The following is a 22,781-nucleotide window of genomic DNA, read 5'->3' as shown; positions in this document are numbered from 1 at the left end:
CGGGCCGCGCACAGTGCTTGCTTATCTCATCCGGCGCCTGATCGCCGTAGTCATCATGGTGCTGGTCGTACTGCTCGCGACCTTCACCGTCTTCTTCATGCTGCCCAAGTGGGCGGGCCAGGACATCGCCGTCCTCTTCGCCGGAAAGCAGGCCGGAGCCGAGCAGCTCGCGGGCATCCGGACCAAGCTGGGCCTCGACGACCCGCTGATCGTCCAGTTCTGGGACTTCATCAAGGGCATCCCGATGGGCCGGGACTACGCCAACGGCAGCGACGTCACGCACTGCCCGGCGCCCTGCTTCGGCTACTCCTTCCGCACCGAGGCCCCCGTCTGGGACACCCTCAAGGAAGCCCTGCCGGTCACCGGCGCGCTCGCCGCCGGCGCCTGCGTCCTGTGGCTCGCCGCGGGGGTCGCCACCGGTGTCGTCTCCGCCCTCAAGCGCGGCACCGTCTGGGACCGCGCCGCGATGACCACCGCCCTCGGCGGCGTCTCGCTGCCCGTCTTCTTCACCGGCATGGTCGCGATGGGCATCTTCGTCCACAACCTGGGCTGGGTGAAGATCGCCGACAGCCTCAGCACGGACGACAGCATCGACGTCTGGTTCCAGACGCTGATCCTGCCTTGGATCGTGCTCGCCTTCCTCAACGCCGCGATGTACGCGCGCCTGACCCGCGCCACCATGCTGGAGGTCCTCGGCGAGGACTACATCCGCACCGCGCGCGCCAAGGGCCTCGGCGAGTCCGTCGTCATCCGCAGGCACGCCCTGCGCTCCGCGATGACGCCGATCCTCACCGTCTTCGGCCTCGACCTCGGTGTGCTCATGGGCGGCGCCGTGCTCACCGAGTCCACCTTCAACCTGCCGGGTCTCGGCCTGGAGGCGGTCAGGGCCATCGGCAGCAAGGACCTGCCCGTCATCCTCGGCGTCACGCTGTGCGCGGCCCTCGCCATCGCCGTCGCCAACCTCGTCGTGGACCTCCTGTACGCCGTCATCGACCCGCGAGTGAGGCTGGGATGACCGAACTGAGCAAGAGCGGTGCCGCGGTGGGCGAGCCCACCACCGGCTCCGCCGCCCCCACCGCCTTCCTCGAAGTCCGTGACCTGAAGGTGCACTTCCCGACCGACGACGGCCTGGTCAAGTCCGTCGACGGGCTCAGCTTCTCGCTGGAGAAGGGCCGCACCCTCGGCATCGTCGGCGAGTCCGGCTCCGGCAAGTCCGTCACCTCGCTCGGCATCCTCGGCCTGCACACCGCGGGGCAGTACGGCCGCCGCCGGGCACAGCTCTCCGGCGAGATCTGGCTGAACGGCACCGAGCTGCTCAGCGCGCCGCCGGACGAGGTGCGCAAGCTGCGCGGCCGCGAGATGGCCATGATCTTCCAGGACCCGCTGTCGGCGCTGCACCCGTACTACTCCATCGGCAAGCAGATCACCGAGGCGTACCGGGTCCACCACGACGTGGACAAGAAGGTGGCCCGCAAGCGCGCCATCGAGATGCTCGACCGCGTCGGCATCCCGCAGCCCGACAAGCGCGTGGACTCCTACCCGCACGAGTTCTCCGGCGGCATGCGCCAGCGCGCGATGATCGCGATGGCGCTGGTCAACAACCCGGAGCTGCTGATCGCCGACGAGCCCACGACGGCGCTCGACGTGACCGTCCAGGCCCAGATCCTCGACCTGATCAGGGACCTGCAGAAGGAGTTCGGCTCCGCGGTCATCATGATCACGCACGACCTGGGCGTCGTCGCCGAGATGGCCGACGAACTCCTCGTGATGTACGGCGGCCGCTGCGTCGAGCGCGGCTCGGCCCAGCAGGTCTTCTACGAGCCCCAGCACCCCTACACCTGGGGCCTGCTCGGCTCGATGCCGCGCATCGACCGCGAGGAGACCGAGCGCCTCGTCCCGGTCAAGGGCTCCCCGCCCAGCCTCATCAACCTGCCGAGCGGCTGCGCCTTCAACCCGCGCTGCCCCTACGCCGACGTGCCCAAGGACGGGATCACGCGCACGGAGCGTCCCGAACTGCGGGAGGTCGGCACCGGCCACTACTCGGCCTGCCACATGTCGCGCGAGGAGCGCACCCGGATCTGGACCGAAGAGATTGCGCCGAAGCTGTGACCGAGAAACGTGACGCGGCGCCGGACGGGGCCGCTGTGCCAGAGAAAGCCGAACAGATGACGATCCCGGAGCAGGCGAAGGCGCCCTCGGCGGCACGGCCCGCGGAGACGCTGCTCAAGGTCGAGAACCTGGTCAAGCACTTCCCCATCAAGAAGGGGCTGCTCCAGCGCCAGGTCGCGGCCGTGCAGGCCGTCGACGGCCTCTCCTTCGACGTGCGCTCCGGGGAGACGCTCGGTGTCGTCGGCGAGTCCGGCTGCGGCAAGTCGACCATGGGCCGGCTCATCACGCGCCTGCTCGAACCCACCAGCGGGCGCGTGGAGTTCGAGGGCACGGACATCACGCACCTGGGCACCGCGAAGATGCGGCCGCTGCGCCGCGACGTCCAGATGATCTTCCAGGACCCGTACTCCTCGCTGAACCCGCGCCACACCATCGGCACCATCATCGGCGCGCCGTTCAAGCTCCAGGGGGTCACCCCGCCCGGCGGTCTGAAGAAGACCGTCCAGGAGATGCTGGAGCGCGTCGGCCTCAGCCCCGAGCACTACAACCGCTACCCGCACGAGTTCTCCGGCGGCCAGCGCCAGCGCATCGGCATCGCCCGGGCGCTCGCCCTGAAGCCGAAGCTCGTGGTGGCCGACGAGCCGGTCTCCGCGCTCGACGTGTCGATCCAGGCGCAGGTCGTGAACCTCCTGGACGACCTCCAGGACGAGCTGGGCCTCACCTATGTGATCATCGCGCACGACCTGTCGGTCATCCGGCACGTGTCCGACCGGATCGCGGTGATGTACCTCGGCAAGATCGTCGAGCTGGCGGACCGCAAGGACCTGTACACCAGGCCCATGCACCCGTACACCAAGGCGCTGCTCTCCGCGGTGCCGGTGCCCGACCCCAGGCGGCGGGGCGTCAAGAGCGAGCGCATCCTGCTGCGCGGCGACGTGCCCTCGCCGATCTCGCCGCCCGCCGGCTGCCGCTTCCACACGCGGTGCTGGAAGGCCACGGAGATCTGCGCCACCAAGGAGCCGCCGCTCGTCGCCCTGGAGACCGGGCACCAGGTGGCCTGCCACCACCCGGAGAACGCGCCCGACCAGGCGCCCGAGGACACGAAGCTGCTGTCCGAGGCGCGGGAGGCGATCGAGGTCGTCACGGTGACGACGGCGGCGGACGAGGCGGCGCCCGCGGCCGAGGCGTCCGTGCCTGCTGCGGACAAGGGTGCGCCTGCTGCCGGCGAGGCCGCGGCTGCGGCCGAGGTGCCCGATCCCGCCGCGGAGAAGGCCGCGCCCTCGGCCGAGGTGCCGGGGCCCGCCGCGGAGAAGGCCGCGCCCTCGGCCGAGGTGCCGGGGCCCGCCGTTGACAAGGGCGCGCCTGGCGCCGGTGGCACCGTTGAGCCCGCGGCTGAGGCGGCCGGACCCGGACCTGAGGCGCCTGAGCCTGCCGCCGATGAGGGCGAGCCTGCGGCCGGTGGGGCGGATGCCGCCGCCGACGAGGCCGCGCCCGCGGCGGACGGCGGTGGGGACACGCCGCCCAAGAAGGCCTCGTCCGCCGACTGAGCGGGGCCTCCGGCCGCTCCCACGGCCCCGCCCGCCACGGGGGCCGGGCCGGGGGAGCGGCTTCGGCGGGGGGAGGCCGGCCGACGGGTGAGAATGGGCCGTGCTTCATGATGTGTTCACCCCCTCCGTCCAGCACGTCCTGGACATCGCCGGGATCTTCGTCTTCGCGATCTCCGGCGCCCTCCTCGCCGTGCGCAAGAACTTCGACGTCTTCGGCATCGCCGTGCTCGCCGAGGTCACCGCGCTGGGCGGCGGGCTCTTCCGGGACCTGGTGATCGGCGCGGTGCCCCCGGCCGCCTTCACCGACCTCGGGTACTTCCTCACCCCGCTGGTCGCCGCGCTCCTGGTGTTCTTCCTGCACCCGCAGGTCGAGCGCACCCAGTTCGCCGTGAACGTCTTCGACGCGGCGGGCCTCGGCCTCTTCTGCGTCGCGGGCACCACCAAGGCGTACGACTACGGGCTCGGCCTCACCGCGTCGGCGACCCTCGGTCTCGCCACCGCGGTCGGCGGCGGCGTCCTGCGCGACATCGTCGCCAACGAGGTGCCGTCGCTGGTGCGCTGGGACCGCGACCTGTACGCGGTCCCGGCGATCGTGGGGGCCTCGATCGTCGCGCTGTGCCTGCGCTACGACGCCCTGAACGGCTACACCACCGGCCTCGCCATCGTCACGGCGTTCGTGCTGCGGCTGCTGGCGATGCGTTACCACTGGCGGGCCCCGAGGGCCTGGAACCGGCGGTCGGCGGCGGCCGAGGACGCGGCCTGAGCGCGGGGACCGCCGCCCTGGGGCCGCCGCCCCGAGCCGCGTCCGCGCCGTCACGGCGTACAAGAAAAAGCTACCGCTCAGTAATTGCGTGTTGTACGTTGCTGCCATGGCGGAAACAGCTCCGGCGCCCGCGGCGGGCGCGACGACCGGCACCAGTGAGTTCGACCGCGACACGGCGGTGGTGCCGCGCGCACCGGGCGTCTACGACGCCGACCTCTCGGCGGGCTGGACCATCATCAACGCCGTCAACGGCGGCTACCTCCTCGCGCTCGTCGGCCGCGCCCTGGCGTACGAGCTGCCGCACCCCGACCCGTTCACGGTCTCCGCGCACTACCTGACCGCGTCCGCGCCGGGCCCCGCCGTGGTCCGCACGCAGACCGTCCGCGCCGGCCGCAACCTGTCCACCGGCCAGGCCTCCCTCTTCCAGGAGGAGGGCGGGCGCGAGGTGGAGCGGCTGCGCGTCCTCGCCTCGTACGGCGACCTGGACGCGCTCCCCGACGACGTACGCACCACGGCGGAGCCGCCGGACCTGCCGCCGGTCGAGCAGTGCTTCGGGCCCGACGACGCCCCGGACCGCGGCGCGGTGCCCGGCAGCTCCGCGATCGCCGACCGGCTCTGGCTGAAGCTCGACCCGGCCACGCTCGGGTGGGCGCTCGGCGCGCCGTCCGGCAAGGGCGAGATGCGCGGCTGGTTCGGCCTGGCCGACGGGCGGGAGCCCGATCCGCTCTCGCTGCTGCTCGCGGTGGACGCGCTGCCGCCGACGGCGTTCGAGCTGGGCCTGTCCGGCTGGGTGCCGACGGTCGAGCTCACCGCCCACATCCGGGCCAGGCCCGCGCCCGGGCCGCTGCGGGTGTCCATCTCGACGCGGAACCTGGCCGGGGGCTTTCTGGAGGAGGACGCGGAGGTCTGGGACGGGGAGGGGCGCCTGGTGGCGCAGTCCCGGCAGCTCGCTCGGGTCCGGCTCTGACGCTGCCGCGGGGCGGGGGTTCGACGCCGCCGCTCCGCGGCGGGTTTCTCCCGCCCGCCCACCCGTACCACCCGGCTTCGCCTGCCCGGCCCCGGTGCGTGGCGCTTTCCCGCCGTTGTCGGGTGGTCCCGTGTCGTCAGGCCGTCAGGCGTACCCCGGCGTAGGACACCCCGGCCACCACCACCCAGGCGCACAGTCCCACCAGGGCCACGCGGCCTCCGGTGCGGGCCAGGGACCGGAGGTCCACCGCGCTGCCGAGGCCGAAGAGGGCCGCGCCGAGCAGGAGCTCCTGGGCGGTGCCGGCCGCGTCGAGGGCGGCGGTCGGCAGCCACCCCGTGCTGCGGACGGCGACCATCAGCAGGAACCCGGCCACGAACAGCGGCACCACGGCCGGGCGCCGCCCCGTCCCCGAGGCGGCCCCCCGCGCCCGTACGGCGCACGCGACCGCGGCCACGAGCGGCGCGAGCATGGCCACCCGCATCAGCTTGACGAGCACGCCCTCGCCGAGGGCGTCACCCCCGGCGGTCTGCGCGGTCGCCACCACCTGGCCCACGTCGTGCACGCTCGCCCCCACCCAGCGCCCGAACTCCGCGTCCGTGAGCCCGAGGGGCCCCTGGAGCAGGGGCAGGACCGCGATCGCGAGCGTGCCGCAGAGCGTCACGACCGCCACGGAGACGGCCGTGTCCCGCTCCTTGCTGTCCGACACGTCACCGACCGCGCCGATCGCCGACGCGCCGCAGATCGAGTAACCGGTGGCGATCAGCAGCGGCTGGTCGCCGGGCAGTCCCAGCCTGCGCCCCAGCCACCAGGTGCCGGCGAACGTCGCCGCGACCGTCGCGAGCACCATGGCGACCGTCTCCCAGCCCACGCCGAGCACGTCGTCGAGGCTGAGCTTCAGGCCGAGCAGCACGATGCCGACCCGCATGAGCCGCTTCGCCGCGAAGGTCAGGCCGGGCCGCGCCGGGCCCCGCACCCACGCCCGCGTACCGGGTACGTGCGCGGCGAGCAGGCCGAGCACGATGGTGACGGTCAGCATCGGCAGGCCGGGCAGCAGCCGGTGCGTCAGCCAGGCGAGGGCCACGGCGGCCGCGGCGAGCGCGAGCCCCGGCCAGGGGCCGGGCGCGGACGTGCTCCCGGTGGCGGGGGCCGGCTTCGCCGGGCGCTGTCCGAGCAGCGCCATCAGCGGTCGGCCGGCAGGTCGTACACGCGCCGCACGCTGGAGCCGAGGCGGGAGATGTCGGCCCCGTAGACGTGCAGGGATATCGCGCGGCCGGAGCCCGCGTTCCACACCCGGTGGATGTCACCGGGCGGCGCGAAGCCGCACACGGCCCCGGTGGGGTTGACGACGTCCTCGGTGGCGATGAGCCGCGCGGACGTGCCGGGCCCCGCGGCGGGCACGAGCCGGTAGCGCCGCTCGTGCTCCTCGCCCTCGTGCACACCGGTCACGCACCACGAGACGTGGTCGTGGACGGAGGTGCGCTGGCCGGGCAGCCACACGAGCGCGACCAGGGAGAAGCTGCCGTCGGACTCCGCGTGCAGCAGGTGCTGGCGGTAGCGGTCCGGGTCGCCCTCGCACTGGGCGGCGGTGAGCAGGTCGGACGCGCCGAGGTGCGGGGCGAGCCGCTCGCCGACGAGGTACGCGGTCAGGTCGGGCGGGAGCCCGCGGCCGACGGCCTCCCGGATGTCGGCGACGAGGGCGGCGGCCCGCTCGGTGGTCCGGGCCGACGGGGCGTGGGGGGCGGTGGGGGTGGTCATACGGGCAGCGTCGCCCGCACCATCCATCACGTCCAACGACAGTTTCTTCGCCCGCACCCAAGAGGTGCTTATGGGTCGGAGGGTGTCAGCAGCCCACGCGGTTCGCCGCGACCGCCTTCAGCTCGTCCAGGACGAGCGCCGTGGCCGGAATCCGCAGGTGCTCGCGCAGCACGTACGCGGACACCTGGCGCCGTGACGCCGGGTCCAGCGGGCGGCCGGTGACGGAGCGGTGGCACAGGAAGTTCAGGACGAGGCCCGGCATCATGGCGATGCCGAGGCCCTCGGAGACCAGGCTCTGGATGACCAGGTTGTCGTCGGTGGTGAAGGCGATGTCGGGCGCGAAGCCCTGCTCGGCGCACTCGTGCAGGAAGTTGGCCCGGCAGCGCAGGCACCCGGCGATCCAGCGCTCCTCGGACAGGTCGGCGAGCCGGACCGAGCGGCGCCGCGCCATCGGGTGCCCGGTGGGCATGAGGACCGTCAACTGGTCCTCCATCAGCGGCACCTCGACCACCTCGTCGGGCACGTCCTCGCGCAGCCCGGGATAGGTGAAGGCCAGCGTGATGTCGGCGTCCCCGTGGACGAGGCGCTGCAGCGACTCCGGCGGCTCGTACTCCTGGAGCTCGACGCGGATGCCGCGGTGGCTGCGGGCGAGCCGGGCGAGGGCCTCCGGTATCAGCGTGGCGGTGGCGCTCGGGAACGCGCACAGCCGCACCCGGCCGGTGCGCAGCCGGGTGATCGCGTTCATCTGCTGCTGCGCGGCGTCGATGTTGCCGAGGATCACCCCGGCGTGCCGGGACAGCGCCTCACCGGCCTCGGTCAGCCGCATGCGGCGGCCGACGCGGGTGAACAGGACGGTGCCCACGGACCGTTCGAGCGCCTTCATCTGCTGGGTGATCGCGGGCTGCGTGTACCCCAGCGACCGCGCCGCCGCCGAGTACGAGCCGGTGCGGACCACTTCGTGGAAGGACCTGATGTGCCGGGAGTCGAACACGCCCGAATCATAAGCAGAATTTGGGAAGGGGGGCAGGAGGGTTTCCCGTCGCTTCTGGATGGGGCGCGGGGTGCCCGGGGGTCGGGGAGGGTCCGGGGGTGAGGGCGGAGCCCGGGGGGCCGGGGGAGCCCGCGGGCGGTTGCGTGATCCTTGTGCCTGTGAAGTCCGACCGGCTGCTCTCCATCCTGCTGCTGCTCCAGACCCGGGGCCGGGTGCCCGCGCACGAGCTCGCGGAGCGTCTTGAGGTGTCGGTGCGCACCATCTACCGGGACGTGGAGGCGCTGTCCGCGTCCGGTGTCCCGGTGTACGCCGAGCGCGGCCGGCACGGCGGGATCGCGCTGCTGCCCGGCTACCGCACGGACGTGACGGGCCTGACGGCCGACGAGTCCCGGGCGCTGTTCCTGCTCGCCGCGCAGGGCGCGCACGCCGCGCTCGGCCTCGACGCGGCGCTCGGCTCGGCCCTGCGGAAGGTGATGGCGGCGCTGCCCGAACCGCACCGGCCCGCCGCGGAGCTGACGAGCCGCCGCATCCTCGTGGACGCCGAACGCTGGGCGCGCGGGCCGGGCGCCGGGCTGCCCGTGGACCACCTCGGCACGCTCCAGGAGGCCGTCTTCGCCGACCGGCGGCTGCGCGTGCGCTACCGGCACAGCGGCGGCGGCGCGCCGCGGACGTACACCCTGGACCCGTACGGCCTGGTGTCCAAGGCGGGCGTCTGGTACCTGGTCGCCGACCGGCGCGGGGTGCCCGCGCTCTTCCGCGCCGACCGGATGCACGCGGCGGACCTCCTGGAGGAGCCGGTGCGCCGCCGCGCGGGGGTGGAGCTGGCCGACGTCTGGGAGGCCCTGAAGCGGCGGGTCGAGCGGCGCGCGGGCGGCGTGGAGGTGACGGCGCGGGTGCGCCGCGCACGCTACGACCTCTTCCTGCGCCTGCACGCGGGCGCGCTGCTGCGGGTGGTCGAGGACGACGGCGCGGGGGAGTGGGTCACCGTGCTGCTCGGCCTGGAGGCGGTGGGCGCCGCGCGCACGCTGCTGCCCTTCGCCGACTCCGTGGAGGTCGTCTCGCCCCCCGAGGTGCGCCAGGACTTGGCGCGGGCCGCCGCGGCCGTCACCGACCTCTACCGCCGGTGAGCTCCGAGGGGGCCCGCACCGAGGAAACGACCGAGCTCAGCCGTGAGTTCCGCCGGGGCGTCCTCCTGTACGAGATGTCCCGCGCCCTCGATCAGGCGCAGCTCGGCGCCCGGCAGCAGCGCGGCCAGCTCGTGCCCGTGCCCGGGCGGGAGCCAGGTGTCCTCGGCGCCCCAGCAGACGAGCACGGGCGGCTCCACCTCGCCGTACCGGCCCTGGATCTCGTCGGTGAACCGCTGGTCGTTCTGGGCCATCTGCCGGTAGAACGCGGGCCTGCCCGCCTCCGTGCACCAGGGCGCGACCAGGCGGTCGAGCACGTCCGGGTGCAGCCCGCGGTGGCTCGCCGAGGAGACGTACTCCCGCACCAGCGCCTCGTGCAGCGCGGGCGGCAGCTCCGCGAACACCTCGGCGTGCGCGCCCAGGTGCCGGAACGTGGCCGTGCCCCAGGGCGCGAGCGCCACCGCGTCGACGAGGGCGAGCCGCGCGTAGCGGGCGCCGTGCAGCAGATGGGCGCGGAGCGCGACGCAGCCGCCGAAGTCGTGCGCGACGACGGCCGGGCGGACGTCCCGGTCCAGGCCCCAGTGGGCGAGCAGCTCGGTGAACACGCGGCCCTGCGCGGCCAGGGACACGTTCTGCCCCGCCCGCATCTCCGAGGCGCCGTACCCCGCCAGGTCCCACACGTACACGCGGCGCTCCCGCGCGAGCGCCCGGGCGACGCCCCGCCACACGTACGAGGAGAAGGGCGTGCCGTGCACGAGGACGACGGGGTCCCCGTCCTCGGGGCCGAGGGCGGACCAGCGGACGGCACCGGCCGAGGAGGCGAAGGTCCGGTCGAGGTGCCAGTCGGCGTACGTGATCGTCATAGGTGCTGAGGCTAGTGGCCCCTTACGCGGGCGTCGAGGGGCGGACTCGGTGCCCGGCCGGTCCGGTCGGTCGGGCCGGTGGCGGCCGGTCGAGCCCGCAGGGGCAGGTCGAGCCCGTGGTGGTCAGTCGAGCCAGTGGTCGCGGCCGAGGCCGATCAGGCGGAGCTGGTGGCGGGCCGTGCTCGTGACCTGCTGCTCGTCGTCGGTCTCCAGGAGCGCGGAGGCCGTCATCACCATGTGGTCCACGTACGTGCGCGCGAGCATCAGCAGGTCCTCCTCGCGCCAGCCCGCCGCCCGGGGCTCGGTGGCGAACCGGTCCGCCACCTCCCGCGCGAACAGCGCGAGCTGTCCGCCGATGGCCTCGCGCACGGCCTTCACGCCGCCGTGGCGCTCGCGGGCGATGAAACGGACGTGGGCCGGGTAGGCGCGGACGTAGGAAGCGATCAACTGGACAGTGCCCGCGACGCGTTCCTCGCCGTCGCCGGTGGCCGCCAGCATCGCGGCGAGCGTCGTGTGCAGGCTGCCGAGCGCCTCCTCGACGAGCGCCACACCCAGCTCGGCGGTGTCGCGGAAGTGCCGGTAGAAGGCGGTCGGGACCACGCCCACGGCGCGGGTGACCTCACGCAGGCCGAGGCTGGACAGGCTCTGCTCCTCCAGGAGGCGCAGCGCGGCGTCCAGGAGCGCCTGACGGGTCTTCTGCTTCTGGGCCTGCCGGACGCCGACCGGGCGGCTGCCGAGGACGTGACTCATGCCATGCAGTCAACAACTGTTCTCCCGGTTTCGAAAGCCGCGCAGCGAGTAGACTCATGAGTCAGTGAACAGTTGTCACCCCAGGCGTTCACCGAAGAGGGCCCGGGAAAGTCCCAGGAGAGTCCCGTCCCAGGAGAGTCCAGCCTTAGGGAAGTAGAGAGTCGGAGAGGCGAAAGAGAGGCGTTCCCTCATGCTGTTCCTCGTCGCCGCACTGCTGCTGCTCGGCGTCGCCATGGGCACCGTGGCGCACGCCCCGCTGCCCGTCACGTTCGTCATGGCCACGGTCATCGGACTGTGGCTCCTGGTGTTCACGGTGCGGGAGCGCCGGGCGCGGCACCGCTGAGGGCCCTGGCCGTCGCGCCGGGGCCGACGTGTCGCGGCGCGGCTGACGCGCCACGCGCTCCGGCCGGAGATCCGTCCGTACGACGTCCGCCTCACTGTGAGGAGTCGCACTATGCACCTGACCACAGCGAAGCCGACCGCGCGCACCTCCGGGGCCCCCGGGACCGAACCGTCCGCGGAGCCCGCCCCGCGGCGGCCGGTCGGGCGCCGGGACACCGACGGGATGGCCGTCGCCTCCTTCGTCCTCGGCCTGCTCGGCCTGCTCGTCCTGAACCTCGTGCTCGGCCCCGTCGCCATCGGCCTCGCCTGCGTCGCGCTGCGGCGGGGCACCGCCCGGCGCGGCCGCGCGCTGCTCGGCCTCGGCCTCGGCGTCGCCGACCTCGTGCTCCTCGCCGCGCTCATCGCCATGGACGGCACGGCGTCCTGGAGCATCGCGGGCTGATCGGTCCGCAGGGCGCGCCGGGGCCGGGGCACGGGTGGGCGCCCAGTGCGCCACCGCGGGGTCCGGCCGTGCGGCGGCGGCTCGTAGAATCGTGCCCACCATGGCCTACCTCGACCACGCCGCGACCACGCCGATGCTCCCCGAGGCGATCGCGGCGATGACCGCCCAGCTCGCCGTCACCGGCAACGCCTCCTCGTTGCACGCGGCGGGCCGCCGGGCCCGGCGCACCGTCGAGGAGGCCCGCGAGACCCTCGCCGAGGCGCTCGGCGCCCGCCCCAGCGAGGTGGTGTTCACCTCCGGCGGCACCGAGGCCGACAACCTCGCGGTGAAGGGCCTGTACTGGGCCCGCCGCGACGCCGACCCCGCCCGCGTACGGGTCCTCGCCAGCCCCGTCGAGCACCACGCCGTCCTCGACGCCGTCGACTGGCTCGGCGAGCACGAGGGCGCCACCGTCGAGTACCTGCCCGTCGACGCGCACGGCCGCGTACACCCCGACGCGCTGCGCGCGGCCGTCGCCCGCGACCCCGGCAGTGTCGCCCTCGCCACCGTCATGTGGGCCAACAACGAGATCGGCACCCTCCAGCCCGTACGCGAACTCGCCGACGTCTGCGCCGAGTTCGACGTGCCGCTGCACGCCGACGCCGTGCAGGCCTTCGGGCAGGTGCCCGTCGACTTCGGCACCTCCGGGCTCGCCGCGATGACCGTCTCCGGCCACAAGATCGGCGGCCCGTACGGCATCGGCGCGCTGCTGCTCGGCCGCGCCCACAGCCCGGTGCCCGTGCTGCACGGCGGCGGCCAGGAACGCCACGTCCGCTCCGGCACCCTCGACGTGCCCGCCGTCGCCGCCTTCGCCGTGGCCGGGCGGCTCGCCGCCGAGCGCCGCGAGCGGTTCGCCCGCGACGTCGGGGCGCTCCGCGACGAGCTGGTCGCCGCCGTCCGCGCCGCCGTCCCCGAGGCGATCCTCGGCGGGGACCCGGACCCCGGGGGCCGCCTGCCCGCCAACGCCCACTTCACCTTCCCCGGCTGCGAGGGCGACTCGCTGCTTCTGCTCCTGGACGCGCAGGGCATCGAGTGCTCGACCGGGTCGGCCTGCACCGCGGGCGTGGCCCAGCCCAGCCACGTCCTGCTCGCCACGGGCACCGACCCCGACCTGGCCCGGGGCACGCTGCGGTTCTCGCTCGGCCATACGTCGACGCAGGCGGACGTGGACGCGGTGGCCGCGGCGATCGGTCCCGCGGTGGCCAGAGCGCGGTCGGCCGGGCTGAGCTGAACCCGGCGCCCGGGCCCCGCTCCCGGCCCAGCCCCCGTCCGGGCCCGCCCGGGCCCCGTCTAGGTCCGCCCCGGCTCCGGGGACGCGCGCGGGTTCGCGCGGGCTCTCGCGCGGGACGTCCGCACCAGACGCAGATAGCGGTCCCAGTCCCAGTGCGGCCCCGGGTCCGTGTGGTCCGTGCCCTCCACCTCCACGTGCCCGATGATGTGCTCCCGGTCCACCGGGATGCCGTACCGCTCGCAGACGCCCGCGGTGAGCCGCGCCGACGCGGCGTACATCGCGTCGGTGAAGGACTCCTCGCGGTCGACGAAGCCCTCGTGCTCGATGCCCACGCTGCGTTCGTTCATGGAGCGGTCGCCCGCGTGGTAGGCCACGTCCAGCTCGCGGATCATCTGCGCGACGTGACCGTCCTTGCGGACCACGTAGTGCGCCGCCGCGCCGTGGCCGGGGTCCTTGAAGACCTTCAGGGCCGTGGCGTACCCGCCCTGCACCACGTGGATCACCACGCGGTCTATCTCGTAGTCCGAGGGGCGGTCCGCACGCCGCCAGTTCGCGCTCGACGCGGCCGTCCACTGCGCTCCGGGGGCGTCCACCTCGCCCTCCGTGCGCTTCTTGACCGTGCCGGGCAGCCGCCACCACAGGCGGCCCAGCTCGTCGCGGGCCAGCACGGCCACGCCGAGGCCCGCCGCGGCGCCGCCGATCAGCAGCGCGCGCCGGCCAGGGCCCCGCCGCGGGGCCCCGGCCTCGCTGTCGTCACTCCCGCTCACGTCCCCCATGTGATCGTCAACGGATACGCCCCGGCCGAGGTTCCCGCGGCCCCGTACCCTGTTAGGGCTATGACTTCGCAGACCCCGCAGCGCACCAGCCGCCCGCTCCGTGTCCTCGCCGCCATGTCCGGCGGCGTGGACTCCGCCGTCGCCGCCGCCCGCGCCGCCGAAGCCGGGCACGACGTGACCGGCGTACACCTGGCGCTCTCGGCGAACCCGCAGTCCTTCCGCACCGGCGCGCGCGGGTGCTGCACCATCGAGGACTCCCGCGACGCGCGCCGCGCCGCGGACGTCATCGGCATCCCCTTCTACGTCTGGGACCTCGCCGAGCGCTTCCGCGAGGACGTCGTGGAGGACTTCGTCGCCGAGTACGAGGCGGGCCGCACCCCCAACCCCTGCCTGCGCTGCAACGAGAAGATCAAGTTCGCCGCGCTGCTCGACAAGGCCCTCGCCCTCGGCTTCGACGCGGTCTGCACCGGCCACTACGCCCAGGTGATCGTGAACGAGGACGGCACCCGCGAGCTGCACCGCGCCTCCGACATGGCCAAGGACCAGTCGTACGTCCTCGGGGTCCTGGACGACCGTCAGCTCGCGCACGCGATGTTCCCGCTCGGCGACACGGTGACCACGAAGGACGAGATCCGCGCGGAGGCGGAGCGCCGCGGCCTCGCCGTCGCCAAGAAGCCCGACTCCCACGACATCTGCTTCATCGCCGACGGCGACACCCAGGGCTTCCTGGCGTCCCGCCTCGGCAAGGCGGAGGGGGACATCGTCGACGAGTCGGGCGAGGTCGTCGGCACCCACGAGGGCGCGTACGGCTTCACCATCGGCCAGCGCAAGGGACTGCGGATCGGCACCCCCGCCCCCGACGGCAAGCCGCGCTACGTCCTCGACATCTCGCCCGTGAACAACACGGTGACCGTGGGCCCGGCGGCCTCCCTCGACGTGACGGCCCTGACCGCCGTCAAGCCCCGCTGGTGCGGCGCCGCCCCCTCCGGACCGGGCGCCTACACGGCCCAGCTCCGCGCCCACGGCGACGAGACCCCGGTGACGGCGGAGCTGGTCGACGGCGAACTGCGCGTCTCCTTCGCGGAGGCGGTCCGCGGGGTCGCCCCCGGCCAGGCGATCGTCCTGTACGACGGCACGCGCGTGGTGGGCTCGGCGACGATCGCCTCGACGACACGGGCGGCCACGGCGGCCCTGGCCTGACCGGCCCGGGCCCGGCCACCCGCCGGTCCTGAGGTGCCCCCGGCCACCCTGTGTCCGCCGTCGGCCGGAGCTGTGGGGTGGTCACGCCGTGCGCCCTCTCCAGGGTGTGGGGTCGCCCGGTGCGTGCCCGCAGCGGCGGTCGACCGGCCGTACGGGCGGGCCGGTGGGTGGCCGTCCCGCGCCGCACACACCGGGCCCCGGGTCAGGGGGTGACCGTGAGGACGATCTTGCCCTGGGTGCGGCCGCGTTCGCCCAGGGCGTGGGCCTCCGCCGCCCGCTCCAGCGGGAACGTCGCCGCCACCTCCGCCCGCAGCCTGCCCTCCTGGACCAGGCGCGCGATCTCCAGCATGCCGTGCCGGTCCGGCTCCACGATCGTCCAGCCGGTGTGCACCCCGAGGGCCTCCGCGCGGGCCGGGTCGGGCAGACCGCCCGGGTCCGGCAGGGTGACCAGGTGGCCGCCGGGGCGCAGCACCGGCAGGGAGCGGGTGCCGTACGCGCCGCCCACCCCGTCCAGGACCACGTCCACGTCCCGCACGGCTTCGGCGAAGTCCGTCGCCGTGTAGTCGATCAGCTCGTCGGCGCCCAGGCCCCGCAGGAAGTCGTGCTTGTCCGCCCGCGCCGTACCGATGACGTACGCGCCGTGCGCCTTCGCGATCTGCACGGCGAGGTGGCCGACGCCGCCCGCGGCCGCGTGCACGAGGACCCGCTGCCCGGCGCGCAGCCCCGCCGTCTCGATCAGGCCCTGCCAGGCCGTCAGCGCGGCCAGCGGCAGCGCGGCCGCCTCGACGTGGCCGATGGCCGGGGGCTTCGCCGCGAAGCGCCGCGCCGGCGCGGTGACGTACTCGGCGTAGCCGCCCGCCTGCTCCGGGAACCGCGGCATGCCGAAGACCTCGTCGCCGGGCCGGAAGAGGGTCACCCCGGGGCCCACGGCCTCGACGGTCCCGGAGACGTCGTACCCGAGGATCGGCACCTCGCCCCAGGTGCCGAACTCGCCCGCGGCCCGCGTCTTCCAGTCGACCGGGTTCACGCCCGCCGCGTGCACCCTCACCAGGATCTCGGTGATGCCGGGCTCGGGCCGGTCCACCTCCACGGGGACCAGGACGTCGGGGGCGCCCCACGCGCGCGGGCTGACGGCGCGCATGGTCGGGCGGGGCGAGGGGGTGCTGGGGGAGTTCATTCGATCTTCCTTTCCGGTGAACGGCCACCAGCGTGCGTCCCCGGGCCCGGCCGTGGTGCTGGCAGTTTGGCCATCATGTGACAGGATCTGGCCATGCGCTCCACCGCCACGTCCGCCGCGCCGACGCCCGCCGGACCGACCGCGCCCACCGGTCGGATCGCGGCAGCCCGGCCCTCCACGGCAGGCGCGCCGAACGCGGCAGCCCCGCTGACCACACAGGCGACTCCGGTCACACCAGCCGCACCGCTCGCGCCACCGGCCCCCTCCCGCCCCCACCGCGTGGCGGTCCTCGCCCTCGACGACGCCTACTCCTTCGAACTGGGCATCCCCTCCCGCGTCTTCGGCAACGCCGAGGACGCGGCGGGGCGGCCGCTGTACGAGGTCCTCGTGTGCACCGCGGACGGGCGCCCCGTGCGGACCGACGCGGGCTTCTCCGTGGCCGTCGAGCACGGGCCCGAGGTCCTGGAGACGGCGGACACGGTGGTCATCCCGCCCGCGCGCCCCTGCGACCGGGCCACGCCGGACGACGGGCTGCCGGAGCCGCTGGCCGCCGCCCTCGGCCGGGTGCGCCCGGGCACGCGCCTGGTGTCGTTCTGCAGCGCCTCGTTCGTGCTGGCCGCCGCCGGTCTCCTGGACGGGCGGCCCGCGACCACGCACTGGCAGGTCGCGGACCACTTCCGGCGGGCCTTCCCGCGGGTGCGGCTCGACGAGGACGTGCTGTTCGTCGACGACGGGGACGTCCTGACGTCGGCGGGCGTGGCCGCGGGCGTCGACCTGTGCCTGCACCTCGTACGCCGCGACCACGGCAGCGCCGTCGCCAACCACGTGGCCCGCCGCTGCGTCGTGCCGCCGTGGCGCGACGGCGGCCAGGCGCAGTACATCGAGCGGCCCGTCCCCGAGCCGACGGTCGCCACCACCGCGCCCACGCGCGCGTGGGCGCTCGAACGGCTCCAGGAGCCGCTGACGCTCGGCGAGATGGCCGCGCACGCGCGGATGAGCCTGCGCACGTTCACGCGGCGGTTCCGCGACGAGGTGGGCACCACGCCGGGCCGCTGGCTCACCGCCCAGCGCATCGAGGTCGCCCGTCACCTCCTGGAGACCAGCGACCTGCCCGTCGACCTGGTGGCGCACCGCGCGGGCTTCGGCACCGCCAACTCCCTGCGCCAGCACATGCGGTCCGTGCTCGGCGTGTCACCGGCGGCGTACCGCAGGACCTTCACGGGCGCCGCCCGTCAGGCGCCGGTCACTTCCTCCACCTCGTAGAAGCACAGGTGGTCCTTGATGGCGGCCACCTCCGGCTTCGGCTCCGGGTACGCCCACACCTGGTCCCGGCCGCCCGGCAGCGACCAGTAGGAGGCCGTTCCCTTGAAGGGGCAGTACGTGTGCGTGTCCGACGGCGTGAGCAGGTCGGTACGGACGTCCTGGGGCGGGAGGTAGTAGCGCACCGGGCAGCCCGTCTCGCGCAGCACCAGGGGGCTCCTGCTCTCGGCCACGACCTGCCCGTCGTGCTCCACGCGCACGTGCTGGGCGCCCTGCTCGACGGTGATGCGGTGTCCTGCGGTCACGGTCACGTCCTCCGGTCGGGTCGTCGGTCCTGCCTGCGTCTGTGCCCTTCCCCGTATCCCGTACAGCGGACGCGGCCCGGCGGTTCTTCCCCGCAGGTCGCGGCGGGTGCCCCCGGTGGCCGGCCGGGATGTCGGCGGCGGCCCGTACGGTGGGCCCCATGAACATCTGCGTCTTCCTCTCCGCCGCCGACCTGCCCGAGACCTACACCCGCCCCGCCCGCGAGTTCGCCGAGCTGCTCGGCAAGGGCGGCCACACGCTGGTGTGGGGCGGCTCCGACGTGGGCCTGATGAAGGTCGTCGCGGACGGCGTGCAGCAGGCGGGCGGGCGCCTGTGCGGTGTCTCGGTGGACTTCCTGGCCGCCAAGGCCCGGCCCGGCGTGGACGACATGGTGATCGCCAAGGACCTCGCCGAGCGGAAGGCGCTGCTCCTGGAGAAGGCCGACGCGGTCGTGATCATGGTCGGCGGCACCGGGACGCTCGACGAGGCCACGGACATCCTGGAGCTGAAGAAGCACGGCCGGACCACCAAGCCGGTGGTGCTGCTCAACACGGCGGGGTTCTACGACGGCCTGAAGGAGCAGTTCCGCCGGATGGAGGACGAGGGCTTCCTGCCGGTGCCGCTGGCCGAGCTGGTCTTCTTCGCGGAGGAGCCGGTCGGCGCGCTGGCGTACCTGGAGGAGTCGCTGGGGGTGAACTGAGGCGCGGGGGCGCGCCCGGCCGCCGGGAGCGGCGCGGGAGCCCGGCCGCGGCCCGTGCCGGGGTACGGCCGCCGCCGCGCCACCGGCGGCGTACCCCCGGCTCGGCTCCGGGCGCGCGCGGCCGGAATGCGACCATAAGCGCATGGCAACTCATGTGATCACCGGGGCGGGCTCCGGCATCGGTGCCGCCGTCGCCCGCCGGCTCCACGCGCGCGGGGACACCCTCGTGCTGCACGCGCGCGACGCCGGCCGCGCCAAGGAGCTCGCCGCCGAGTTCCCCGGCGCGAGCACCCTCGTCGGCGACCTGAACGACCCGGACAAGCTCTCCTGGGCCTTCTCCCACCAGACGCTCCCGGACCGCGTGGACTCCCTGCTGCACATCGCGGGCGTCGTCGACCTCGGCCCGGTCGGTGAGCTGACCCCGAAGTCCTGGCGCAACCAGCTCAACGTCAACCTCATCGCGCCCGCCGAGCTGACCCGGCACTTCCTGCCGCAGCTCCGCGTCGCCCAGGGCCACGTCGTCTTCGTGAACTCCGGCGCCGGGATGCGCGCGCACGCCGACTGGTCCGCGTACGCCGCCTCCAAGCACGGCCTGAAGGCCCTCGCCGACTCCCTGCGCGACGAGGAGCACGCCAACGGCGTCCGCGTCACCTCCGTGTACCCGGGCCGCACCGCGAGCCCGATGCAGGTCAAGGTGCACCAGCAGGAGGGCAGGGCGTACGACGCCGGCAAGTGGATCGACCCCGAGTCCGTGGCGACGACGATCCTGATGGCCCTCGACCTGCCGCGCGACGCCGAGGTCAACGACCTGACGGTGCGGCCCGGGCGGTGAGCACGGCGGTGACCGACAACAAGCCCGAGAGCACCGGGGGCGCCTGGGACTGGGGCCGCGCCACCGGCGTCGGCTCGATGCCCGGCGGCGACGCCCGCGAGGCCGCCAAGACCGTCACCGGCACCTTCGCGGAGCCCGGCGCGGGGATGCCGCACCTCGCGGAGCTGCCCGCGCGCGGGCCCGGCGCCGACATGATCGGCCGCACCACCGGGATGCTCGTCGAGCTCTACGCGCGCGTGGAGCCCAGCGGCTGGCGCGTCGGCGACCGGCCCGGCCGGGACACCCGGCGCGCGGTCTCGTGGCTCGGCGAGGACCTCGACGCCCTGGAGGAGTTCACCCAGGGGTACGAGGGCCCGCTGAAGGTGCAGGTCGTCGGCCCGTGGACGCTGGCCGCCGCCCTGGAGCTGAGGAACGGCGAGGCGATGGTCTCCGACCCCGGCGCCTGCCGGGACCTGACCGGGTCCCTCGCCGAAGGCCTCCGCGCCCACCTCGCGCAGGTCCGCAGGCGGGTGCCGGGCGCGCGGCTCGTGCTCCAGCTCGACGAGCCGTCGCTGACCGCCGTGCTGCGCGGCCGGATCAGGACCGCGAGCCAGTACCGCACCCACCGCGCCGTGGACCGCCAGGTCGTGGAGAGCGCGCTGCGCGACGTCATGGCCGTCCACGACGGTCCGGTGGTCGTGCACTCCTGCGCGCCCGACGTCCCGTTCGCCCTGTTGCGCAGGGCCGGCGCGGCCGGTCTGTCGTTCGACTTCTCGCTCCTCACCGAGCGTGACGACGAGGTCCTCGGCGAGGCCGTCGAGGCCGGGACGCAGCTGTTCGCCGGTGTCGTGCCGGGCACCGAGGGCCCATTGTCAGACCCTGCCGGTAGCGTCATGGATGTCAGGACGCTGTGGCGCAGGCTGGGGCTGAATCCGGGGTTGCTCGCGGACGCGGTCGCGGTCACGCCGTCGTGCGGTCTCGCGGGCGCTTCGCCCGCATATGCCCGCGCGGCGCTCGCGCACTGCGTCCGGGCGGCGAGATCGCTTGCGGACAACCCTGAGTAACTGGGTCCGAAGGTAACGGGAGGACGAAACGGTGGCTGTCGAACAGGAAGGCACGGTGCCGGCCGAGGCGCGCGAGCGCCACGCCCAGCTCGCCGAGCAGATCGAGGAGCACCGCTTCCGGTACTACGTGAAGGACCAGCCGGTCATCAGCGACGCGGAGTTCGACAAGCTCCTGCGCGCCCTGGAGGCCCTGGAGGAGGAGTACTCCGAGCTGCGCACGCCGGACTCGCCGACCCAGAAGGTCGCCGGTGCGTACGAGACGGAGTTCACCTCCGTCGAGCACCGCGAGCGCATGCTCTCCCTGGACAACGCCTTCGACGACGAGGAGCTGGCCGCCTGGGCCGAGCGCGTCGCCAAGGAGGTGGGCAGCAGCACGTACCACTTCCTGTGCGAGCTGAAGGTCGACGGCCTGGCGGTCAACCTCACGTACGAGCACGGCAGGCTCACCCGCGCGGCCACCCGCGGCGACGGCCGCACCGGCGAGGACATCACGCCGAACGTCCGCACCATCGCCGACGTCCCCGACCGCCTCAAGGGCGACCGCGTCCCCGCCCTCGTGGAGATCCGCGGCGAGGTCTTCTTCCCCATGGAGAAGTTCCAGGAGCTCAACGCCCGCTTGGTCGGGGCGGGCGACAAGCCCTTCGCCAACCCGCGGAACGCGGCGGCGGGTTCGCTGCGCCAGAAGGACCCGCGCGTCACCGCCACGCGCCCGCTGCACATGGTGGTGCACGGCATCGGCGCCCGCGAGGGCTTCGACATCGACCGCCTCTCCCAGGCGTACGACCTGCTGCGCGAGTGGGGGCTGCCCACGGCCCGGCACAACAAGGTCGTCGAAGGCCTCGACGCCGTCCGGGAGTTCATCACGTACTTCGGCGACAACCGCCACTCCGTGGAGCACGAGATCGACGGCGTCGTCGTCAAGCTCGACGAGATCCCGCTCCAGGGCCGCCTCGGCTCCACCTCCCGCGCCCCGCGCTGGGCCATCGCCTGGAAGTACGCGCCGGAGGAGGTCAACACCAAGCTGGTCGACATCAGGGTCGGCGTCGGCCGCACCGGCCGCGTCACGCCGTACGCGGTGGTGGAGCCGGTCACCGTCGCGGGCTCCGAGGTCGAGTTCGCCACGCTGCACAACCAGGACGTGGTCAAGGCCAAGGGCGTCCTCATCGGCGACACGGTCGTCATCCGCAAGGCGGGCGACGTCATCCCCGAGATCCTCGGCCCCGTCGTCGACCTGCGCGACGGCAGCGAGCGCGAGTTCGTGATGCCCGCCGAGTGCCCGGAGTGCGGGACGGCGCTGCGCCCCATGAAGGAGGGCGACATCGACCTGCGCTGCCCGAACGGCCGCACCTGCCCCGCGCAGCTCCGCGAGCGGCTTTTCTACCTGGCGGGACGCAAGAGCTTCGACATCGAGCACTTCGGCTACGTCGCCGCCGCGGCCCTGACCAAGCCGCTGGAGCCCGCCGAGCCGCCGCTGACGGACGAGGGTGACCTCTTCGACCTGACCGTCGAGCAACTCCTCCCGATCAAGGCGTACGTACTCGACCAGGACACGGGCCTGCCCAAGCGCGACCCGGAGACGGGCGAGGAGAAGGTCGCCACGGTCTTCGCCAACCAGGAGGGCGGCGCGAGGAAGAACGCCCTCGCGATGCTGGAGAACATCGCGGCCGCCAAGGAGCGCCCCCTGGCCCGCGTGCTCACCGGCCTGTCGATCCGCCACGTCGGCCCGGTCGCGGCGGAGGCGCTGGCCCGGGAGTTCCGGTCCATCGACCGCATCGACCAGGCGAGCGAGGAGGAGCTGAAGAACACCGACGGGGTCGGGCCGATCGTCGCGAAGTCTGTGAAGGAGTGGTTCGCGGAGGACTGGCACCGCGAGATCATCCGCAAGTGGCGCGCCGCCGGTGTCCGCATGGAGGAGGGCGACGGCACCGCGGATGAGGGCCCCCGGCCGCTCGAAGGCCTCACCGTCGTCGTCACCGGAACGCTCCAGAACTACACGCGGGATGGCGCGAAAGAAGCGCTCCAGAGCCGTGGAGCCAAAGTCACCGGTTCCGTTTCGAAGAAGACGGGATTTGTCGTCGTGGGCGACAACCCCGGCTCGAAGTACGACAAGGCCGTGCAACTGAAGGTTCCGGTCCTGGATGAGGACGGCTTCGCGGTGCTGCTCGAACAGGGGGCGGACGCCGCCCGGGACGTCGCACTTCCGACCGAAGAATAGCGGTTGAAGACCACCCGTTCAGCGCATACCAGATGCATACGGGTGGCCGGGTCGCATTCGGGCAACCGTAGACGACCGCTGCCCGTGACAGCCCTCTGCGGCCTACTGTTGAGGTGTGCGCCTGCCGTGCCCCGCTGCCGATGGGGTACCCCCCTGCTCGTGTCGTGGAGAGCCGGGGAAGGGTTTTCAGACGCGGCTGTCAGGACCTGAAGTCCGCGTGGCGTGGGCACCGCCGGCTGTGAGAGGGACGGGAATGGAACCGACCGAGAGCGTCGCCCCGGACTCATGGCTGCGGTCGCGCCTGCGGCGCGGGCTCGGCGCGTGGCGGTGCCGCCGCGCCGCCGGGCCCGCC

At 73.9% G+C, this 22,781-nt stretch carries 23 protein-coding genes; 15 read left to right on the top strand and 8 right to left on the bottom strand.

The features are described from left to right. Window positions 1–13 precede the first annotated feature (13 nt). From IE330_RS21520 to IE330_RS21500, 5 genes are all read left to right on the top strand, one after another. Entirely contained in the window at window positions 14–1,015 is a 1,002-nt protein-coding gene (locus IE330_RS21520; protein WP_190137723.1) for an ABC transporter permease, read from the top strand. Next, window positions 1,012–2,109 (top strand): ABC transporter ATP-binding protein, encoded by a 1,098-nt coding sequence (locus IE330_RS21515; RefSeq protein WP_190137722.1) that lies wholly within the window; start codon window positions 1,012–1,014, stop codon window positions 2,107–2,109. Before IE330_RS21520 ends, IE330_RS21515 begins: the two co-directional genes overlap by 4 nt. Window positions 2,110–2,165: 56 nt before the next feature. After that, window positions 2,166–3,656, top strand: a complete 1,491-nt coding sequence (locus IE330_RS21510; protein WP_229925816.1) for an ABC transporter ATP-binding protein — start codon at window positions 2,166–2,168, stop codon at window positions 3,654–3,656. Between the two features lie 100 nt (window positions 3,657–3,756). Continuing rightward, window positions 3,757–4,419, top strand: a complete 663-nt coding sequence (locus IE330_RS21505; RefSeq protein WP_190137721.1) for a trimeric intracellular cation channel family protein — start codon at window positions 3,757–3,759, stop codon at window positions 4,417–4,419. A 106-nt stretch (window positions 4,420–4,525) separates the two neighbouring features. Further along, entirely contained in the window at window positions 4,526–5,386 is an 861-nt protein-coding gene (locus IE330_RS21500) for a thioesterase family protein (RefSeq protein ID WP_190137720.1), read from the top strand. A 136-nt stretch (window positions 5,387–5,522) separates the two neighbouring features. On the opposite strand, the gene IE330_RS21495 is transcribed toward IE330_RS21500, so the two are convergent. The 3 genes from IE330_RS21495 to IE330_RS21485 all read right to left on the bottom strand — a co-directional run bounded on the left by IE330_RS21495 (window position 5,523) and on the right by IE330_RS21485 (window position 8,132). Further along, entirely contained in the window at window positions 5,523–6,566 is a 1,044-nt protein-coding gene (locus IE330_RS21495; protein WP_190137719.1) for a YeiH family protein, read from the bottom strand. Then, the gene (locus tag IE330_RS21490) at window positions 6,566–7,141 is read right to left on the bottom strand and encodes a cysteine dioxygenase family protein (protein ID WP_190137718.1); all 576 of its coding nucleotides are present in this window, start codon (window positions 7,139–7,141) and stop codon (window positions 6,566–6,568) included. The genes IE330_RS21495 and IE330_RS21490 overlap by 1 nt, the downstream gene beginning before the upstream one ends. 85 nt (window positions 7,142–7,226) lie before the next feature. Continuing rightward, on the bottom strand, window positions 7,227–8,132 hold the full coding sequence (locus tag IE330_RS21485; protein WP_190137717.1) for a LysR family transcriptional regulator: 906 nt from the start codon (window positions 8,130–8,132) through the stop codon (window positions 7,227–7,229). A 158-nt stretch (window positions 8,133–8,290) separates the two neighbouring features. Here IE330_RS21485 and IE330_RS21480 point away from each other — a divergent pair, with 158 nt between their 5' ends. Beyond that, window positions 8,291–9,259, top strand: a complete 969-nt coding sequence (locus IE330_RS21480; RefSeq protein WP_190137716.1) for a helix-turn-helix transcriptional regulator — start codon at window positions 8,291–8,293, stop codon at window positions 9,257–9,259. Here the strand turns inward: IE330_RS21480 and IE330_RS21475 are convergent. Both IE330_RS21475 and IE330_RS21470 read right to left on the bottom strand, forming a co-directional pair. Beyond that, entirely contained in the window at window positions 9,247–10,119 is an 873-nt protein-coding gene (locus IE330_RS21475; protein ID WP_190137715.1) for an alpha/beta fold hydrolase, read from the bottom strand. The genes IE330_RS21480 and IE330_RS21475 overlap by 13 nt on opposite strands. 123 nt (window positions 10,120–10,242) lie before the next feature. Continuing rightward, entirely contained in the window at window positions 10,243–10,869 is a 627-nt protein-coding gene (locus tag IE330_RS21470) for a TetR family transcriptional regulator (RefSeq protein ID WP_190137714.1), read from the bottom strand. 190 nt (window positions 10,870–11,059) lie between these two features. Here IE330_RS21470 and IE330_RS21465 point away from each other — a divergent pair, with 190 nt between their 5' ends. From IE330_RS21465 to IE330_RS21455, 3 genes are all read left to right on the top strand, one after another. Next, window positions 11,060–11,212, top strand: coding sequence for a hypothetical protein (locus IE330_RS21465; RefSeq protein WP_190137713.1), 153 nt, complete (start codon window positions 11,060–11,062; stop codon window positions 11,210–11,212). A gap of 111 nt (window positions 11,213–11,323) precedes the next feature. Beyond that, window positions 11,324–11,653 carry a hypothetical protein gene (locus tag IE330_RS21460; RefSeq protein ID WP_190137712.1) on the top strand — a complete coding sequence of 110 codons (330 nt, stop codon included), beginning with the start codon at window positions 11,324–11,326 and terminating at the stop codon, window positions 11,651–11,653. Between the two features lie 100 nt (window positions 11,654–11,753). Then, on the top strand, window positions 11,754–12,923 hold the full coding sequence (locus IE330_RS21455) for a cysteine desulfurase family protein (RefSeq protein WP_190137711.1): 1,170 nt from the start codon (window positions 11,754–11,756) through the stop codon (window positions 12,921–12,923). Between the two features lie 59 nt (window positions 12,924–12,982). Here the strand turns inward: IE330_RS21455 and IE330_RS21450 are convergent, their stop codons facing one another. Then, on the bottom strand, window positions 12,983–13,699 hold the full coding sequence (locus IE330_RS21450) for an N-acetylmuramoyl-L-alanine amidase (RefSeq protein ID WP_190137710.1): 717 nt from the start codon (window positions 13,697–13,699) through the stop codon (window positions 12,983–12,985). Window positions 13,700–13,759: 60 nt separating this feature from the next. Between IE330_RS21450 and mnmA the strand changes: the two genes are divergently transcribed. Further along, entirely contained in the window at window positions 13,760–14,899 is a 1,140-nt protein-coding gene (gene mnmA, locus IE330_RS21445; protein ID WP_190137709.1) for a tRNA 2-thiouridine(34) synthase MnmA, read from the top strand. Window positions 14,900–15,101: 202 nt separating this feature from the next. Here mnmA and IE330_RS21440 read toward each other — a convergent pair whose 3' ends face one another. After that, window positions 15,102–16,076 carry an NADP-dependent oxidoreductase gene (locus IE330_RS21440; protein ID WP_229925815.1) on the bottom strand — a complete coding sequence of 325 codons (975 nt, stop codon included), beginning with the start codon at window positions 16,074–16,076 and terminating at the stop codon, window positions 15,102–15,104. A 93-nt stretch (window positions 16,077–16,169) separates the two neighbouring features. On the opposite strand from IE330_RS21440, the gene IE330_RS21435 reads away from it, so the two are divergent. Next, window positions 16,170–17,339, top strand: coding sequence for a GlxA family transcriptional regulator (locus IE330_RS21435; protein ID WP_190137708.1), 1,170 nt, complete (start codon window positions 16,170–16,172; stop codon window positions 17,337–17,339). Here the strand turns inward: IE330_RS21435 and IE330_RS21430 are convergent. Then, window positions 17,309–17,647: a DUF427 domain-containing protein gene (locus IE330_RS21430; protein WP_190137707.1), complete on the bottom strand. Its 339-nt coding sequence runs from the start codon at window positions 17,645–17,647 to the stop codon at window positions 17,309–17,311. The genes IE330_RS21435 and IE330_RS21430 overlap by 31 nt on opposite strands. Window positions 17,648–17,799: 152 nt before the next feature. Between IE330_RS21430 and IE330_RS21425 the strand changes: the two genes are divergently transcribed. The 4 genes from IE330_RS21425 (at window position 17,800) to ligA (ending at window position 22,429) form a co-directional block, all read left to right on the top strand. Further along, window positions 17,800–18,339, top strand: a complete 540-nt coding sequence (locus tag IE330_RS21425; RefSeq protein WP_190137706.1) for an LOG family protein — start codon at window positions 17,800–17,802, stop codon at window positions 18,337–18,339. A 142-nt stretch (window positions 18,340–18,481) separates the two neighbouring features. Then, window positions 18,482–19,171: an SDR family oxidoreductase gene (locus IE330_RS21420; RefSeq protein ID WP_190137705.1), complete on the top strand. Its 690-nt coding sequence runs from the start codon at window positions 18,482–18,484 to the stop codon at window positions 19,169–19,171. Beyond that, window positions 19,168–20,214: a methionine synthase gene (locus tag IE330_RS21415; protein WP_373314699.1), complete on the top strand. Its 1,047-nt coding sequence runs from the start codon at window positions 19,168–19,170 to the stop codon at window positions 20,212–20,214. The genes IE330_RS21420 and IE330_RS21415 overlap by 4 nt, the downstream gene beginning before the upstream one ends. 31 nt (window positions 20,215–20,245) lie before the next feature. Next, window positions 20,246–22,429 (top strand): NAD-dependent DNA ligase LigA, encoded by a 2,184-nt coding sequence (gene ligA / locus IE330_RS21410; protein WP_190137704.1) that lies wholly within the window; start codon window positions 20,246–20,248, stop codon window positions 22,427–22,429. Window positions 22,430–22,781: the final 352 nt, after the last annotated feature.

Origin of the sequence: Streptomyces longispororuber (assembly GCF_014656095.1) — a bacterium.
GTDB lineage: Bacteria > Actinomycetota > Actinomycetes > Streptomycetales > Streptomycetaceae > Streptomyces > Streptomyces longispororuber.
Note: the sequence above shows the minus strand (reverse complement) of the source record. Positions and strands in the feature narration are given on the sequence as shown.